This is a genomic window from Billgrantia bachuensis, from assembly GCF_011742165.1.
Taxonomy (GTDB): domain Bacteria; phylum Pseudomonadota; class Gammaproteobacteria; order Pseudomonadales; family Halomonadaceae; genus Halomonas; species Halomonas bachuensis.
The window spans coordinates 1-15,945 of sequence record NZ_JAAQTO010000058.1; the positions used below are offsets into that span (position 1 = coordinate 1).

Annotated in this window: 15 protein-coding genes; 5 read left to right on the forward strand and 10 right to left on the reverse strand. The window is 65.3% G+C overall.

What is annotated here, in order from left to right:
- A partial coding sequence (locus tag HBJ55_RS20285; protein ID WP_167119436.1) for an amino acid kinase family protein occupies positions 1–1,026 on the forward strand: 1,026 nt, incomplete at its 5' end.
- Between the two features lie 105 nt (positions 1,027–1,131).
- Here the strand turns inward: HBJ55_RS20285 and HBJ55_RS20290 are convergent.
- The 9 genes from HBJ55_RS20290 to HBJ55_RS20330 all read right to left on the reverse strand — a co-directional run bounded on the left by HBJ55_RS20290 (position 1,132) and on the right by HBJ55_RS20330 (position 11,305).
- Positions 1,132–1,377 carry a YMGG-like glycine zipper-containing protein gene (locus tag HBJ55_RS20290; protein ID WP_167119439.1) on the reverse strand — a complete coding sequence of 82 codons (246 nt, stop codon included), beginning with the start codon at positions 1,375–1,377 and terminating at the stop codon, positions 1,132–1,134.
- 90 nt (positions 1,378–1,467) lie between these two features.
- The gene (locus HBJ55_RS20295) at positions 1,468–2,598 is read right to left on the reverse strand and encodes a Gfo/Idh/MocA family protein (protein WP_167119442.1); all 1,131 of its coding nucleotides are present in this window, start codon (positions 2,596–2,598) and stop codon (positions 1,468–1,470) included.
- Positions 2,599–2,670: 72 nt separating this feature from the next.
- Complete coding sequence (iolE, locus tag HBJ55_RS20300) at positions 2,671–3,573, reverse strand: myo-inosose-2 dehydratase (protein WP_167119445.1); 903 nt, start codon at positions 3,571–3,573, stop codon at positions 2,671–2,673.
- A gap of 57 nt (positions 3,574–3,630) precedes the next feature.
- Positions 3,631–5,478, reverse strand: coding sequence for a 3D-(3,5/4)-trihydroxycyclohexane-1,2-dione acylhydrolase (decyclizing) (gene iolD, locus HBJ55_RS20305; RefSeq protein ID WP_167119448.1), 1,848 nt, complete (start codon positions 5,476–5,478; stop codon positions 3,631–3,633).
- Positions 5,475–7,427, reverse strand: a complete 1,953-nt coding sequence (locus HBJ55_RS20310) for a bifunctional 5-dehydro-2-deoxygluconokinase/5-dehydro-2-deoxyphosphogluconate aldolase (RefSeq protein ID WP_167119451.1) — start codon at positions 7,425–7,427, stop codon at positions 5,475–5,477. The genes iolD and HBJ55_RS20310 overlap by 4 nt, the downstream gene beginning before the upstream one ends.
- A 59-nt stretch (positions 7,428–7,486) precedes the next feature.
- A complete protein-coding gene (locus tag HBJ55_RS20315; protein WP_167119454.1) occupies positions 7,487–8,290 on the reverse strand; it encodes a TIM barrel protein in 804 nt (267 codons plus the stop codon).
- Positions 8,291–8,307: 17 nt separating this feature from the next.
- Positions 8,308–9,183 (reverse strand): ATP-binding cassette domain-containing protein, encoded by an 876-nt coding sequence (locus tag HBJ55_RS20320; RefSeq protein ID WP_167119456.1) that lies wholly within the window; start codon positions 9,181–9,183, stop codon positions 8,308–8,310.
- Between the two features lies 1 nt (position 9,184).
- Positions 9,185–10,315, reverse strand: a complete 1,131-nt coding sequence (locus HBJ55_RS20325) for an ABC transporter permease (RefSeq protein ID WP_167119459.1) — start codon at positions 10,313–10,315, stop codon at positions 9,185–9,187.
- Between the two features lie 51 nt (positions 10,316–10,366).
- Positions 10,367–11,305: a sugar ABC transporter substrate-binding protein gene (locus HBJ55_RS20330; protein WP_167119462.1), complete on the reverse strand. Its 939-nt coding sequence runs from the start codon at positions 11,303–11,305 to the stop codon at positions 10,367–10,369.
- A gap of 208 nt (positions 11,306–11,513) precedes the next feature.
- Between HBJ55_RS20330 and HBJ55_RS20335 the strand changes: the two genes are divergently transcribed.
- The 3 genes from HBJ55_RS20335 to iolB are packed head-to-tail and all read left to right on the forward strand — an operon-like array spanning position 11,514 to position 14,238.
- Positions 11,514–12,377, forward strand: coding sequence for a MurR/RpiR family transcriptional regulator (locus HBJ55_RS20335; RefSeq protein ID WP_167119465.1), 864 nt, complete (start codon positions 11,514–11,516; stop codon positions 12,375–12,377).
- A 44-nt stretch (positions 12,378–12,421) separates the two neighbouring features.
- A complete protein-coding gene (iolG, locus tag HBJ55_RS20340) occupies positions 12,422–13,417 on the forward strand; it encodes an inositol 2-dehydrogenase (RefSeq protein ID WP_167119468.1) in 996 nt (331 codons plus the stop codon).
- A gap of 17 nt (positions 13,418–13,434) precedes the next feature.
- Positions 13,435–14,238: a 5-deoxy-glucuronate isomerase gene (iolB, locus tag HBJ55_RS20345; protein ID WP_167119471.1), complete on the forward strand. Its 804-nt coding sequence runs from the start codon at positions 13,435–13,437 to the stop codon at positions 14,236–14,238.
- A 150-nt stretch (positions 14,239–14,388) separates the two neighbouring features.
- Here iolB and gap read toward each other — a convergent pair whose 3' ends face one another.
- Positions 14,389–15,411 carry a type I glyceraldehyde-3-phosphate dehydrogenase gene (gap, locus tag HBJ55_RS20350; protein WP_167119473.1) on the reverse strand — a complete coding sequence of 341 codons (1,023 nt, stop codon included), beginning with the start codon at positions 15,409–15,411 and terminating at the stop codon, positions 14,389–14,391.
- Positions 15,412–15,776: 365 nt separating this feature from the next.
- Here gap and HBJ55_RS20355 point away from each other — a divergent pair.
- Positions 15,777–15,945 (forward strand): pyruvate kinase (locus HBJ55_RS20355; RefSeq protein WP_240936219.1); only part of this gene is annotated, 169 nt, incomplete at its 3' end.

A 15,945-nucleotide genomic window follows, 5' to 3' on the forward strand; every position in this document is an offset into this window, starting at 1 on the left:
CGCGTCGACGCCCTGTTCGGCGAACTCGATGCCCAGCATCGCAAGCACCGTCGCGACGCCTACGCCAAGCATTACGATCAGACCGTCTGCTACGGCGAGCTGATCTCCACCACCATCGTCGCAGCCTGGCTCAACCACAGCGGCATCGCTACCGACTGGCACGACGCCCGCGAGCTGGTACGCACCGACGCCTGCCACCAGGCCGCCAATCTCGACTGGGCGGCCACCGCCGAGACAGTTCGCGAACGCCTGGCAGACAGTGAGCGAGTGATCCTGACCCAGGGGTTCATCGGCGGCACGGCGGAAGGTACTTCGACGACACTCGGGCGCGAGGGCTCAGACTTCAGCGCGGCGATCTTCGCCCATTGCCTCGACGCGCAGCAGGTGGTGATCTGGAAGGACGTCCCGGGGCTGTTCAACGCCGACCCCCGGCGCTTCGACAACGCCGTGCAGCTCGAGCGAATCTCCTACGGTGAAGCCACCGAGCTGGCCTGGCATGGCGCCAAGGTGATCCACCCCAAGACGCTGGGGCCGCTTCAGGAGAAGTCGATTCCGCTCATGGTGCGCTCCTTCGAGACGCCCGACGCTGCGCCCAGCGTGATCGACGCCGAGCGGCGCTATGACGCCGACGTGGCCAGCTGCATCCTGCGTGAGAACCAGGTCTGGCTCGAGGTGCGACCGCGCGACTTCTCGTTCATGGACGAACCGCGCCAGCACGACATTCTGGGGCATCTGGTGGAGGCCGGCCTGCATGCCAACCTGGTCGACAGTGGCGCCATGCGTCTGGCGTTCTGCCTCGACGACAAGCCCGAGCGGCTGGCACCGATGATCGAGTCGCTCGAGCGGGATTTCAGCGTCAGGCGCGAAGACGCCCTGACGCTGCTCACGGTGCGCCACCCCCGCCAAGGAATGATGGACGCTCTCGTTGCGGACCGCGAAACGCTGGTGGAACGGCGCAACGACACCACCGCTCAGCGCCTGTTCCACAGCCGGGACTGTCCCGAGACCTGGCACATCCCCGACTGAGCGAAACGCCTCGCCTCGCGTGGCGAGGAGCGCCATACAAAGCCGCACAGGCCATGGTCTGTGCGGCTGGAGATTGGCTCCGGTGCTGCTGATATGCGGCGGCGGTCAATCGTCGAGGTCGATATCGTCCTCATCGGTGGCCGCCCCGGTCACGGCACCCGCACCAGCGCCGATCGCCGCCCCTTTCACTACGCTGCCTCCCGTGGCGGCACCCGCGGCGCCACCCACGGCAGCGCCCACACCGGCACCGCTGGCGGCACGCTCACCGGTACTGGTACCACAGCCAGCCAGCGCCAGCATCAGCGAGGTGGCGAAGACCATCGATACGCCACGCAATCCATAACGCTTCATGACATACCTCCCAATCCATGGATGTACGTTTTCAGCGTAGCCAAGGCCAGCGGCGAGGAGCAAAGTCATGTTGGGCAGGCCATCGGTCTATCACGCCACGACGCGAGCCCACCTTCCTTCGATATGCGATCGCTCGATGGCCTCGATCATGCCATTGACTCGCCATGCCTCGCGGAAGTCGGGATAAAGCGGCCGCCCCATCACGATGCCTTCCACCAAGTCGCGTATCTCGATGACCTTCTGGTCGTTGTAACCCAGCCCATGACCGGCGGCCGGGCTGAAGGCGGCGTAGTCGGGGTGCTCGGGGCCCATCAGCAGCGTGCGGAAACCGCGGCGCCCCTTGGGCCCTTCGCTCTGGTAGAGCTGCAGCTCGCTCATGCGCTCCTGATCGAAGAGGATCGCTCCCTTGGTGCCGGTAAGGGTGTAGGCGAGGCCCATCTTGCGGCCGACAGCGACCCGGGATGCCTCAACGTTGCCGATAAGGCCACTATCGAAGCGCAGCAGCGCCTGGGCCTGGTCGTCGTTCTCCACCTCGCCCGTGCCACCGCTGCCGTCGGCGTGAGGGCGACGAGAAATGACCGTCTGAAGCTGACCGAATACCTCGGTGACTCGCTGCCCGGTGAGGTATTCCGCCATGTTGAGGATGTGCGACCCCACGTCGCCCAGCGCTCCGGCCCCTGCTGTCCCGCGCCGGGTTCGCCAGCCATGGGGCAGCTCGGGGTCGCTCAGGTAGTCCTCGTTATGGCGCCCGCGGAAGTGAATCAGCTCGCCGATTTCGCCGCTGGCGACGATTTCCCGGGCCAGTTGGGTAGCCGGGTTGCGGATGTAGTTGAAGCCTACCAAGGTTTTTACCCCGGCCTGTTCGGCGGCTTCGACCATCTCCAGGGCATCAGCGGCTGAGAGCGCCAAAGGCTTCTCTGCGTAGACATGTTTGCCGGCGGCGATGGCGGCCAGTGCCATCTCCTTGTGCAGGTAATTGGGCGAGCAGACGTCTACCACATCGACCTCGGGATCGCTGATCAACGCCTTCCAGTCGCCGGTGGCCCGGGCGAAGCCCAACTCGCGCGCTTTACTGGAGGCCAGCTCGCCATCGACCTCGGCCAGCAGTTCACAGACCGGCTGGGCGGGCAACTGGAAGACGGTGGGGGCGGCCCTGAGGGCGATTGCGTGGGCCTTGCCCATATAGCCGGTGCCGATAAGACCGAACTTCAGCGTCTGCATCCTGACCGCTCTCCTGATAAGTCCGCGGGACGAAACGGGGCCATGAACCACGTAGCGGGTAGCATGGGAAGATCAGTCGACGACCCGAAACCCGGCCTGCTCGGCCAGGGCACGCAGATTGCGATACCCCATGCGGGCATAGGTGAGCGGATGCGCGATCTCGGGGTCCTGTTCGGCCTCCACCACCAGCCAGCCTTGGTAGCCGGCTTCGCGCAGGCGGGTCAGGGTGGGAAGGAAGTCGACGTTACCATCGCCCGGCACGGTGAACAGGCCATCGAGGACAGCATCGAGGAAGCTCTTGTCGCGATTGCGCAGTTCCTCGAGGACCGGATAGCGCACGTCCTTGCAGTGCACGTGCCTGATCCGCGATGCGTAGCGCTGGGCGACGGCGAGAGGATCGCCGTCGGCGCCGCGCAGGTGGCCCAGATCGAGCAGCAGACCCACGCAGTCGCGGGTATTGTCGAGCATGCGCTCCACGTCATGCTGGCTCTCTACCACGGTTCCCAAGTGATGATGATAGGCCAGGTGGATGCCCTGTTCGCCGAGGTAGTCGCCGACCACGTTCAATCCTTCGGTGAGGCGCTGCCAGTCGGCATCGTCCAGGTGCGGCCGCTGCGAGAGGGGAACGCCCCGGTTGCCGTGGATGCAGCGACTCACCTCGCAGAGCACCATCACCTTGGCGCCGCACTGCTTCAGCAGGTCAAGATGACCCTGGACGGCCGCGATCTCCTCCTCGGGGCTGCGCTCGAGCAATCGGGCGGAGTACCAGCCGGAGACCAGCGCCAGGTCGAAGCGATCCAGCACCTCGGAGAGCGCCCCGGGCGTGCGCGGAAACTTGTTGCCGAGCTCGAAACCGGCGAAGCCGGCCTCGCGCCCCTCCTCGAGACACACCTCCAGCGGCGTGTCGGCGCCGAGGCTCGGCAGGTCGTCGTTGGTCCAGGTGAGGGGATTGATCCCCAAGCGTACACGGCTCATCGGCATGCTCCTTGACGAAGCGGCCGGGGCCGCTCGCCATATCCTTTATCGAATGAATCAACGCTGCTGACGCTGCTTGGCCTTGCTGTACCCCGCATACGCCTGGCTGACTTGCTCGCGCTCGGAGATCTCGGGTACCGCCACGTCCCACCAGGCGCCACCCTCGGCGGTGCTGGGCAGGGGATCGGTGTCGAGAGCGATGACATAGGTGCCGTTGGCCTGGCGAGCACGCGCCAGCGCCTGTTCCAGCTCGGCGATGCCGCGTACGTTCTCGGCCAGGCAGCCCAGCGCGCGGGCATGGGCGGCGAAATCGGTCTTGGGCGCCCCTTCCGGCACTGAGCGACAGTCCGCCAGCAGATTGTTGAAGCCGGCACCGCCGGTCGCCTGCTGCAGGCGGTTGATGCAGCCGAAGCCGCGATTGTCGAGCACCACCACGACCAGCTTGTGGCCCAGCATGACAGAGGTGGCGAGTTCCGAGTTGTGCATCAGGTAGCTGCCGTCGCCCACCATGACGAACACCTCGCGCTCGGGCCGGGCCATCTTGACCCCCAGGCCACCGGCGATCTCGTATCCCATGCAGGAGTAGCCGTACTCCACGTGATAGCTGCCGGGGACCGCGCACTGCCACAGCTTGTGCAGCTCCCCGGGAAGCCCGCCGGCGGCGCACACTACCGTGCCATCCTCGCCGGCCTGGCGGTTGACGGCACCGATCACCTGGGCATCGGTGGGTAGGTCGCGACCGTCGTCGGCCGTGGCCCGCGTCACCACTTCCGCCCAATCACGCTTGAGGCTGCCGGCCCGCTCGCGCCAGGCATCGCCGGCACGCCACTCGGCGAGCCCAACATCGAGTGCCGTCAGGCTATCGAGAGCATCGCCGGTCAGCGGCAGAGCACGGTGCTTAAGGCTATCGAAGCGGCCAACGTTCAGGGCCACCAGGGTCAGGTCGTCGCGCTCGAACAGCGCACGCGATCCCGTCGTGAAGTCCTGGAGCCGCGTGCCCACGGCCAGGATGACGTCGGCCTGCTCGGCCAGGCGATTGGCGGCTTCGCTGCCGGTGACGCCGATGGCGCCCACCGCGCAGGGGTGAACCTCGGGCAAGGCCCCCTTGCCGGCCTGGGTCTCGGCCACCGGCACGCCGCGAGTTCGGGCGAAGTCGGCGAGTCGCGTGCAGGCGTCGGCGTAGTGCACCCCACCCCCGGCAATGATCAGCGGACGCTCGGCGCCGGCCAGAGCGGCGATGGCCGCATCCAGCTCGCGGGGATCCGGCTGAGGACGACGAACGCGATGAACCCTCGGTGCGAAGAAGGCCTCGGGATAGTCGTAGGCGAAGGTCTGCACGTCCTGGGGCAGCGCCAGGGTCGCCGGGCCACAGTGTTCGGGGTCGAGCAGCGTGGCGATCGCCTGGGGCAAGCTGGTCAGCAGTTGCTCGGGCCGGGTGATGCGGTCGAAGTAGCGCGACACCGGGCGAAAGCAGTCGTTGACCGTTGTCGTCGGGTCGCCGAAGTGCTCGACCTGCTGCAGCACCGGGTCGGGCTCGCGAGTGGCGAAGGTATCGCCGGGCAGCAACAGCACCGGCAGTCGGTTGGCGTGAGCCAGCGCTGCGGCGGTGACCATGTTGGTCGCCCCCGGCCCGATGGAGCTGGTCGCGGCCATCATGCGTCGTCGCCCATGCGCCTTGGCAAAAGCGATGGCGGCATGGGTCATGGTCTGCTCGTTGTGGGCGCGCAGTGTCGGTAGCGCATCCCGGACGTGATAGAGCGCTTCGCCGAGACCGGCCACGTTGCCATGGCCGAAGATGGCGAAGACACCTGCGAACAGGGGTGTCTCCTGGCCTTCGCTCTCGATACGCTGGGCCGCCAGGTAGCGGACCAGGGCTTGAGCCATGGTCAGACGAACGGTGCTCATGTCAGTGCCTCCTCCCGCTGGGGAGCGGCATGGCGCAGGCGCTGCCACTCCTGGATCAGTTCGGCATAGTTGGCCGCCACCCGCTCGATCAGTTGAGCGTCGTCGATCTCCCCCGCCAACCACTCGCGGCTGGCGGCGGCAAACAGCGTTCGGCCTACGGTGAAGCCCTTGCACTGCGGCTGGCGAGCCGCGGCCACGAAACCGCGCTTCATCTCCTCCATGGGCGCATCCAGTCCCAGCAGCACCACGCCCCGGCAGTGCGGGTCCTGTGCGTCGATGACCCGACCGACCGCCTGCCAGGCGGCGTCCGAGAGCGTCGGCAGTTTCCACCAGTCGGGACGTATCCCCAAGTGGTAGAAGCGCTGCAGGCTACGCGGCAGTGTCCTGTCGTCCACCGGCATGTCGGCCGGAGGGATTACCTCCAGCAGCAGTTCCAGGCCGCTCTCGCAGGCGGCCCGGTAGAGCTGGCGCAGGCGCGCTTCCTGGTCCAGGCGTAGCGCCAGCGGGTCGTCCGGATGGTAAAACACCAGACACTTGATGATGTGCTCGCGCGGCCATTGGCGCAGCCGGCTGCCCAGGTCGTCGCCATGCTGGAAGCGCAGCGGGCGCGAGCCGGGCAGCTCCACCGGACGCCCCAGCCACCAGCCGCGGCCGGTGGCATCGTTGAGCGCATCCTGACCGAAGACATCGTCAACCAGGATCGCCGGCTGGAATATCCCGGCCTGCCGAGCCCCGCTCTCCGCGGCACGTACCAGTAGCCGCTTGAGCTCCGGAATTCGCCGCGGGTCGGCCCTCACTTCGCGAGCCATATCGGTGAGTTGGCGACGATGATCGAAGGCCAGGCCGCACACTTCCGGCCACTCGGTGGGCGAACGGGTGGTGACCCGATGCAGATGGTTGAGGCGCTCGTCCCTGTCGGGGCGCGCCACCGCGTCGCGGCGGGCGAGATAGTCGAACAGCTCCTCCTCGGTGGGCATGGCCGGAGCGCAGCCATGACGCGACACCACCAGAGCGCCGCAGGCATTGGCATAGGTGGCGCTGGTCGCCCAGTCCTCGTCGTACAGCCAGCCCCGCAGCAAGCCGCTCATGAAGGCGTCGCCGGCCCCCAGCACGTTGAGCACCTCCACCGGGACACCCTTGACCAGGATGCCGTGCTCGATGCGATCGGGGATCTCGCCCTCGAAGATCACGCAGCCCTGGGCACCCAGCTTGCACACCAGGGTGGCGTCGCTGATCCTGCGCACCGCACGCAGCGCTGCCAGGGTATCGGTGTTGCCCCCGGCGATGTGGAACTCCTCCTCGGTGCCGACGATGAGATCGAAATCGGGTAGCCAGTGCTGCAGATCGGCAGTGACCTTGGCGTCAGCGACGAAACGCGTCTCGCCGTCGCCAGGGCTGGTCAGGCCCCACAGCACCGGTCGATAGTCGATGTCCAGTACCCGCTTGACGCCGTGTTCGCCGGCCGCATCCAGTGCCTTGCGGCAGGCGCGCCGAGTCGCCTCGGTGGAGAGATGAGTGCCGGTAATGGCCAACGCCCGGGCGCGACCGATGAAGGTCGGGTCGATCTCTTCGCTATCGATGGCCATGTCGGCACAATCGCGACGATAGAAGAGCAGGGGAAACGTCTCGCGATCCTTCAGCGCCAGCAGCACCAGGCCGGTATGGCGCTCCGGGTCGGTCTGCAGCGCCGTGGTATCGACCCCGACGCGCTCGAGCTCCTCGCGCACGAAGTTACCCATCTGCTCGTTGCCGACCCGCGAGAGCATAGCCGACCTCAACCCCAGGCGGGCGGTGCCGTAGGCCACGTTGCCGGAGCTGCCGCCCAGGTACTTGGCGAAACTGGTGACGTCCTCCAGGCGGCTGCCGAGCTGCTGCGCATAGAGGTCGACGGCGACGCGGCCGAGGCAGATCAGGTCCAGCGGCCTGTCGTCGTGTTGGGAATCATGCATGTCGTCTCTCCACGTCGCATGTCGTACGCTCTCCTCGGGGCGAGCCCGAGGCGAGGGAATCAAAGGGCGAAGGCATCCGCGAAACGGCGCAGGGCGAGCTCGTCGTCGCCCGACGCCCAACCTTCGAAACCGACACAACCGCGATAGCCGATATCGCGTAGCGCCTGGGCGATCGCCGGGTAATGGATCTCGCCGGTACCGGGCTCGCAGCGGCCTGGCACGTCAGCCACCTGCACTTCGCCGAGGTAGGGCGCGCAGCGGCGCACCAGCTCGACCAAATTGCCCTCGCCGATCTGCGCGTGGTAGAGGTCCAGCATCATGCGCACTTCCGGCCGATCGACGCTGGCCACCAGCGCCAGCACGTCGCTCGCCCTGGCGAAAGGCACACCCGGGTGATCCACGGCAGTATTCAGGTTCTCCAGCACGAAAGTGACGCCGTGGGCCTGACCCAGGTCCGCCAGACGGTTCAAGGTGTCGCGGGCCTTGAGCCACATGGGCCCGGTGGTCTCGCAGACCGGCTCGACCGGCATGCCACGCTCGTCGAGACCGGTGCCATGAAGGTTCAGCCGGGGAATGCCCAGCTTTCTGGCGACCTCGAGGGACTCCCGTGCCGTGCGCACCATCTCGTCGGCCCCCTCCTCGTCCGCCAGCGTGCCGCGCACGTAGCCTGTCATGGAGGAGAAGGTGGCACCGGTGCGGGCGAGCGCGTCGACGTCATGGCGTGTCCAGTCCCAGATCTCCACCTCGAAGCCGAGCGCATCGATTCGCCGTACCCTCTGCTCCATCGGCAGCTCACGGAACACCATCTCGGCGCAGACCGCCAATGCGAAGGGCGACGCTCTACCCGGCACATCCGTTTTCATCGCGCACTCCTTGACGCTCAATGGTCACCCGCAACGTAGGCCTGCTGGGCATCGCCCGGTAGGGAAGCCGTGTTGCCGCCTCGCTTCGCCTTGCCTTCCTGATCGCTGCGTTGGAATTCGGCGAGCTCCGCATCGAGGCTCTCCATCTCGGCGCCGCCTGCCATCATGTTGAGCACCTCTTCGCGGCTTATCGCCTCCTTGCGGAAGGTGCCCAGGCTGGTGCCTCGCTTGAGCAGGGTGAAGGCATCCGCCACGGGGTAGGCATGGTGCACGTTGTGGGTAATGAAGATGACCGCCAGGCCATCGGCCCGGGCCTTGGCGATGTAGCGCAGCACGACCGACGCCTGCTTGACGCCTAGCGCCGAGGTCGGCTCGTCGAGGATCAGTACCTTGGCGCCGAAGTAGACTGCACGGGCGATGGCCACGCATTGACGCTCACCGCCCGAGAGCGTGCCTACCGGCTGGCCGGGGTCGCGTACGTCGATGCCGATCTTGGCCATCTCCTGCTTGGCGACCCTGTCGGCATGCTTCCAGTCGATGCGCTTGAACGGCCCCCAGCCCACCGTGGGCTCACGCCCCATGAAGAAGTTACGCGTGATCGACATCAGCGGGATCATCGCCAGGTCCTGATAGACGGTGGCGATGCCGGCATCGAGCGCGTAAGCCGGCGACTTGAAACGGACCGGCTTGCCCTCGAGAAGAAGCTCCCCCTCGGTGGGCCGATAGACGCCCGACAGCGTCTTGATCAGCGTCGACTTGCCTGCGCCGTTGTCGCCGAGCAGGCACATGACCTCCCCGGCGTGCACTTCCATCGAAATCTCGCTCAAGGCGATGACGCTGCCGAAATGCTTGCTGACGTTGCGCATTTCGATCGTCGGCGTGTGTTCGCTCATTTCACTTGGCCTCCATCGCCTTCTTACGCATGAAATTGTTGAACAGCACGGCCACCAGCAGCATCGCGCCGAGGAAGACCTGGAACCAGTCGGTATTCACTCCCGTGTAGAAGATGCCCATCTGCACCAGGCCGAAAATGAGCGCCCCCAATGCCGCGCCGATAGCGGAGCCGTAGCCACCGGTGAGCAGCGCACCACCGATCACCACGGCGATGATCGCCTCGAGCTCCTTCAGCAGCCCGCGTATGGTATCGGCCGAGCCGGTATCCATTACCTGCAGGCAGGCGAAGACGGTGGCCGAGAAGGCGGTAAAGATGAACAGCGAGATCTTGACCCGATGCACCGGGACTCCGGAGTTGCGCGCCGCATTGGCATCACCGCCGCTGGCGAAGATCCAGTTGCCGTAGGGGGTGCAGAGCAGGACCCAGGTCGCCACGGCGGTCAATCCCAGCCACCAGACGATGGAGATCGGGATGCCGGTGACCACCGGATTGCCGGCGAAATTGGTGGAAATCCAGCCCTGCGCCGCCATCCAACCGAACAGTCCGGTCGCGACCTCGCCCGAGAACAGGACGGCCATCCAGTCGCCGGGGATATGCTGATGAATGCCGCCGATCTGGGTGCGCCCCGTCAGCAGACGGCTGATACCGATGGCCAAACCGCGCAGGATGAACAGGAAGCCCAGCGTGACGATGAAGGACGGCAACCCGGTCCGGTTGACCAGGTAGCCATTGGTTGCGCCCACCAGCGCCGCACAGGAGAAGGCCAGCAGAATCGCCGCCCACAATGGCCAGCCGTATTGCACGACGGGGATGGCGATCAGGATACCGGCCAGCCCGATCATCGAGCCGATGGAGAGGTCGAATTCACCACCAATCATCAGCAGTGCGGCGGCGGTGGCGATGATGCCCAACTGTGCCGCCACCTCGAGGAAGTTGAGGGCGCCGGACGGCGTGAACATGCCGGTCCCCCTGGCGACGACGAGAAAGAACGCCAGGACCAGGATGGTACCGGCCAGCGCGCCAAGCTCGGGGCGGCTCAACGCCTTCTTCCAGAACGGGATCCTCCGTAGGCGCTCATCCTGCGGTACCAGCGCCGTGTCGGCGGGTTGGGGGGATGCGTTGGACTTCATGGTCGACTCCCACGGCCCGGCCGCTGCCGGGCCAATGCAGTTGCGTTGCGGTCAGCGAATTCCCTGCTTGCTCAGCTCGACCACCTGGCTGGCATTCTCCTGGGTCACGAAGCCAGGGCCTGTCGGCACGTCCCCGGCCGGCAGCATGCCGTTCTTGACGAACTGATCGAGAAATATCACCGGCAAATAGCCCTGCAGGTACTGCTGCTGGTCGATGGCAAAATCCAGCTCGCCCTGCTCCAGCGCCTCGAGCGTGCTGGGAGAAAGGTCGAACGTGCCCAGGGTGAACATGTCCGTAGCCCCCTGTTCGCGCATGGCACGGACCAGCGGCTCGGCAGCCAGCGTCCCCAGGGTCAGGATGGCGTCGATATCGTCGTGCTGGTTGAGATAGGCCACGATGGCGTTGCGGATCTCGACAGGGTCGTGGGAGGTGGCCAACTGCTCGGCATTGCCGTCGAAGCCTTCGCTAAACCCGTCACAGCGGCGATCGAGCCCCTGATTGCCCTGCTCGTGGTTGACGCAAAGCCCCTTCTCCGCGCCCATTTCCCGCATGCGTTCGGCGGCCTGCTTGCCCGCCTCGTACTCGCTCTGCCCGATATGCAGGCGGGTTCCGTACTGGCTCGCCACGTCCCCACCGGAATTGATAGTGATCACCGGAATGTTGTTGTCGGCGGCTTTCTGGACGACACCGCCCAGGGCATCCTCATCGGTAAAGGAAACGATCAGGCCATCCGGGTCCGACGCGACGGCGGCGTCGATGAGCTGCTGCATCTGGGCCATGTCGAAGGTGGAGGGAGCACGATACTCCAGTGTCGCGCCCACCAGTTCGGCGGCATCTTCGGCTCCGTTCTTGACCACGGACCAGAACGGATCAGAGGGGACGCCGTGGGTCACCATGATGAAGCGGGAACTCTCCTGGGCCTGGGCCGACCCCGCCATGAGAGCCGCTGCCACGGTCGAGGCGAGCAGGCAGTGAGTGAGACGTGCCATGGGTGGTTTCCTCTTGTCGTTGTCGTTGTCGTTGTCTTTTGCCTATCGCTAGCGATGGGCGTAATGAAATATAGGTTCCATGATTAAATTTTAACAAACCATTTATTCTATACTTTGGTATAAATGGAATATTTATTCCAAAACACTAGACTGCGATCAACGGCTCGATACAGAGCTGCCAACGCAAGCGGGCGAGGCAGGCCATCACATGAACCAGACACCTCAGGACTTCAACGAATTGGAAGCAAGAATCACGGAGGAGTACGCCACCCTGAGCCGCCGTCTGCAGCAGACGGCTCGCTTCCTGCTCGATCACCCCCAGGAAGTGGCCTTTGCCACCGTCGCCAAATTGTCCGAGCAGGCGGGCGTTACCCCATCCACTCTGATCCGTTTCGCCAATTCGTTCGGCTTCAAAGGCTTCTCGGAGATGCAGCAGCTGTTCCGCTCGCGCCTGGTGGACGAGCTGCCCAACTACACCGAGCGCATTCGCGCCGTACGCAGCGCCACGGGAGAAACGCCCGACAGCACACAGTTGCTGTGGGAGTTCGCCGAGGCCAACCGTGACGTGCTCGACCAGTTGCCGGCGCGCATCGACCCGCAGAACCTGGAGCGCGCCCTCGACCTGCTCGAGCAGGCCGAGATCGTGCACGTGCTTGGCACCCGCCGCAGCTTCGTGGTGGCGAGCTATGCCGCCTATGCGTTCCACCATATCGAGAAGCGGGCCTTCCTGATCAACGGCCTCGGCGGCATGCAGGGTGAGCAGGTCAAGGCCATCGGCGCGCGCGATGCCCTGCTGGTGGTGAGTTTTTCGCCCTACGCCGAAGAGAGCCGGCAGGCGGCCGACGAAGCTCGGCAGCGCGGTATTCCCCTGGTGGTGATCACCGACTCGAGCTTGAGCCCGCTGGCGCGGATAGCCGATGTCGCCCTGATCGTCCACGAGGCCGAAGTGAAGAGCTTCCGCGGTCTGACCGCCTCACTGTGCCTGACCCAGACCCTGGCGATCGCCCTGGGGGTTCGTCAGGAAAAGGCGCGAGATCGCTCCGCGAGCGACAGCGACATCGAGCGCGCCTGAACGGCATCGCGACCATTGCCGAACGAGATAGAGAGGAACCCATCATGAAGCTCGCCCTGATCGGCGCCGGACGCATCGGCAAGGTCCACGCCCAAGCCATCGACCGGCATCCCGATGTGACACTCGCCGCCGTGGCCGATTACCACAGCGAGGCCGCCGAGGCGTTGGCCTCGACCTACGGCTGCCGTGTGCTGAGTACCGATGCGGTATTCGAGACCCGGGATATCGATGCCGTGCTGATCGCCTCCAGTACGCCCACCCATGCCGACTACCTGGAGCGCGCGGCGCGTGCCGGCAAGGCGATACTATGCGAAAAGCCCATCGCTCTCGACCTGACGCGCACCCGCGAGGCGCTCCAGGTGCTGCAGGCGCATCCGGTAACCTGCGCCCTAGGGTTCAACCGCCGGCACGATCCGCAATTCGTCGCCCTGAAGCGGGCTGTGAGCGAGGATCGAATCGGCAGACTCGAGATGCTGACCATCATCAGCCGTGACCCGGCGCCGCCTCCCGCCGAGTATATCGGCGCCTCGGGCGGGCTGTTCCGCGACATGATGATCCACGACTTCGACATGGCCCGTTGGCTGCTCGACGAGCCGATCGCCCACGTCCACGCCGAGGGTAGTTGCCTGATCGACCCCGCCATCGGCGAGGCCGGCGACATCGACACCGCCATGGTCACCCTGACCACCGGCAGTGGGCGCCTCTGCCATATCGGCAACTCGCGCCGCGCCTGCTACGGCTACGACCAGCGCATAGAGGCTTTCGGCAGTGCCGGCATGCTGCAGGCCCAGAACGAGAGCGAGACACGGCTGCGCTTTACCGGGGAATCCGGCCAGATGGAAGAGAAGCCCAAGTGGTTCTTCCTTGAGCGCTATGCCGAAGCCTACCGTCGAGAAATCGACGATTTCGTGAACGCTTGGCGGGAACAGCGTGCCCCGCTGGCCGGCGCCCGGGATGGCCTCGAGGCACTGCGCCTGGCCGAGGCCGCCGAACGCTCGCTGCGCGAGGGACGACGTATCGCGCTGGCTTCCATTCACTGATAGCGACAGGAGGGATCATGGCAACGCTACTGGTACGCCCACAGCCACCCGATGCTCAGGGCACCGTGCTGGAGGTCACCCCCGAATCCGCCGGCTGGGAATACGTCGGTTTCCGCGTTCATCGACTGACCGGTGGACAGCGAATCGAAGCCAGCACCGGGGAGCGCGAGCATTGCCTGGTGCTGCTCTCCGGCCGCGCCAACATCAGCAGCGGCGAGCACCGCTGGGAGAACATCGGCGCACGCATGGATGTCTTCGAGAAGCGCCCGCCCCATGCCGTCTATCTTCCCGACGGGACGAGCTATAGCGTCGAGGCCGTCACCGACCTCGAGCTGGCGGTGTGCAGCGCGCCCGGCCATGGTAACCACGAACCACGCCTGATCGTCCCCGAACGGATCAAGCGCAGCACGCGCGGAAGCGGCACCAACACGCGCCACATCCAGGACATCCTCCCGGAAACCGAGCCGGCGGACAGTCTGCTGGTGGTAGAGGTCTACACTCCCGCCGGTAACTGGTCCAGCTACCCGCCGCACAAGCACGACGAGGATAATCTGCCGGACGAGTCATACCTGGAGGAGACCTACTACCACCGTATCGATCCCCCTCAGGGTTTCGCCTTTCAGCGCGTCTATACCGACGATCGAAGCCTGGACGAAACCATGGCGGTGGAGGACGGCTGCTGCGTCATGGTGCCGCGCGGCTACCATCCCGTGGGTGCCGCCCACGGCTACGAGCTCTATTACCTGAATGTAATGGCGGGCCCCAAGCGCAAATGGAAATTCAAGAATGACCCGGCCCACGAGTGGATCGCCAAGCAATGAACCGTTAGCCGCTCCACCTGCTCGACCTTGCCGTCTCTTCGCCCCGCCTAGGCGGGGATTTTTTTGTTGCCGCGTTTTTTCTTGGACAACAGAAACCGGAGCGCCTCGGCGCTCCGGTTGTCATTCTGCCAACTTGGAACTCGCTCGAATTCAGGCCGCTTCGCGCTTGGCGTCGCTGGCGGCCTGCATCGCCAGGGCGGTATCGAGCATGCGGTTGGAGAAGCCCCACTCGTTGTCGTACCAAGCCATCACCTTGACCAGGCGACCGTTCACCCGGGTGTGGTTGGCGTCGAAGGTGGAGGAGTTGGCGTCGTGGTTGAAGTCGATCGACACCAGCGGCTGGGCATTGACTGCCAGCACAGGGGAGGCTGCGGCGGCCTTGGCAACGATCTGGTTGATCTCTTCCTTGGAGGTGTCGCGGCCGGCGGTGAAGACCAGATCCACCAACGAGACGTTGATCACCGGCACACGCACCGCCAGGCCGTCGAACTTGCCGGCCAGCTCCGGCAGCACCAGGCCCACCGCGGCGGCAGCGCCGGTCTTGGTCGGGATCATGGAGTGCGTGGCGCTACGCGCCCGGTAGGGGTCCGAGTGGTAGACGTCCGACAGGTTCTGATCGTTGGTATAGGCGTGCACCGTGGTCATCAGGCCGTTCTCGATGCCCACCGTGTCGTTGAGCGCCTTGGCCACGGGGGCCAGGCAGTTGGTGGTGCAGGAGGCGTTGGAGACCACCTTGTGCTCGGGCTTGAGCACGTCCTCGTTGACGCCGTAGACCACGGTGGCATCGGCGTCCGGGCTCGGCGCGGAGATGAGCACGCGCTTCGCTCCCGCTTCGAGGTGCTTGGCGGCGGCATCGCGCTTGGTGAAAAGCCCTGTGCACTCCATTACCAGGTCGACGCCCAGCTTCTGCCACGGCAGCGCAGCCGGGTCGCGCTGGGAGAGGATGGCGATGCGATCGCCGTCCACGCTGAGGCTCTCCTCGTCGTGCTCCACCTTGAACGGAAAGTGGCCATGCACGGTGTCGTGGCGCAGCAAGTGTGCGTTGAGGGCGGGGTCACCCAGGTCGTTGATGGCCACCACCTCCACTCGATTGCGGTAGCCATTCTCGTACAGAGCACGCAGCACGTTACGACCGATGCGACCGAAGCCGTTGATAGCAATCTTGAGCGTCATGTCCTCTCTCCTCCAGAGCGTCTCTGTAGCTTTCAGGGTAGGGGGTATAGAGCCGGTGGGCAGAGATCGGGCATCGGTAATGCCGGCTGGGTAGCCTGCGGCTCCTGTCAGTATGCCCCTCAATGTGACGCAAACCCGTCAAGGACTCAAGATTTTTTTGGTAACTTTACGACATAATAGGTTGGATGAATCGATACACTTGAATCGATTCCGATCGCAGATTCTTTTTGCAGCCTAGCGAAACCCCCAAGCCAGGCAAGCCCACAGAAGGAAAGCTCTCGCCAAGACAGGATGTAGTAAACTTACCGCATAACCGCTATTGTTGTAGTCCTACGACATCCCCTTCCTTCAGGAGGCGCCTCGACATGCCGAAGCCACCGCCGCACGTTCCCATCCGCCGCACCAAGATCGTCGCCACCCTGGGCCCGGCCAGCGACCGCGAGGGCGTGCTGGAGGTAATGCTGCGTACCGGCGTCGACGTGGTGCGGCTCAACTTCTCCCACGGCAGCGCCGCCGACCACCGCCGCCGGCTGA

What these genes read in the sequence shown, in the direction of transcription:
- iolD (WP_167119448.1), bottom strand. Translation starts at nt 5,478, where the DNA reads ATGAGCACCGTTCGTCTGACCATGGCTCAAGCCCTGGTCCGCTACCTG.
- HBJ55_RS20335 (WP_167119465.1), top strand. Translation starts at nt 11,514, where the DNA reads ATGAACCAGACACCTCAGGACTTCAACGAATTGGAAGCAAGAATCACG.
- HBJ55_RS20290 (WP_167119439.1), bottom strand. Translation starts at nt 1,377, where the DNA reads ATGAAGCGTTATGGATTGCGTGGCGTATCGATGGTCTTCGCCACCTCG.
- HBJ55_RS20320 (WP_167119456.1), bottom strand. Translation starts at nt 9,183, where the DNA reads ATGAGCGAACACACGCCGACGATCGAAATGCGCAACGTCAGCAAGCAT.
- gap (WP_167119473.1), bottom strand. Translation starts at nt 15,411, where the DNA reads ATGACGCTCAAGATTGCTATCAACGGCTTCGGTCGCATCGGTCGTAAC.
- HBJ55_RS20310 (WP_167119451.1), bottom strand. Translation starts at nt 7,427, where the DNA reads ATGCATGATTCCCAACACGACGACAGGCCGCTGGACCTGATCTGCCTC.
- iolG (WP_167119468.1), top strand. Translation starts at nt 12,422, where the DNA reads ATGAAGCTCGCCCTGATCGGCGCCGGACGCATCGGCAAGGTCCACGCC.
- iolE (WP_167119445.1), bottom strand. Translation starts at nt 3,573, where the DNA reads ATGAGCCGTGTACGCTTGGGGATCAATCCCCTCACCTGGACCAACGAC.
- HBJ55_RS20315 (WP_167119454.1), bottom strand. Translation starts at nt 8,290, where the DNA reads ATGAAAACGGATGTGCCGGGTAGAGCGTCGCCCTTCGCATTGGCGGTC.
- HBJ55_RS20325 (WP_167119459.1), bottom strand. Translation starts at nt 10,315, where the DNA reads ATGAAGTCCAACGCATCCCCCCAACCCGCCGACACGGCGCTGGTACCG.
- iolB (WP_167119471.1), top strand. Translation starts at nt 13,435, where the DNA reads ATGGCAACGCTACTGGTACGCCCACAGCCACCCGATGCTCAGGGCACC.
- HBJ55_RS20295 (WP_167119442.1), bottom strand. Translation starts at nt 2,598, where the DNA reads ATGCAGACGCTGAAGTTCGGTCTTATCGGCACCGGCTATATGGGCAAG.
- HBJ55_RS20330 (WP_167119462.1), bottom strand. Translation starts at nt 11,305, where the DNA reads ATGGCACGTCTCACTCACTGCCTGCTCGCCTCGACCGTGGCAGCGGCT.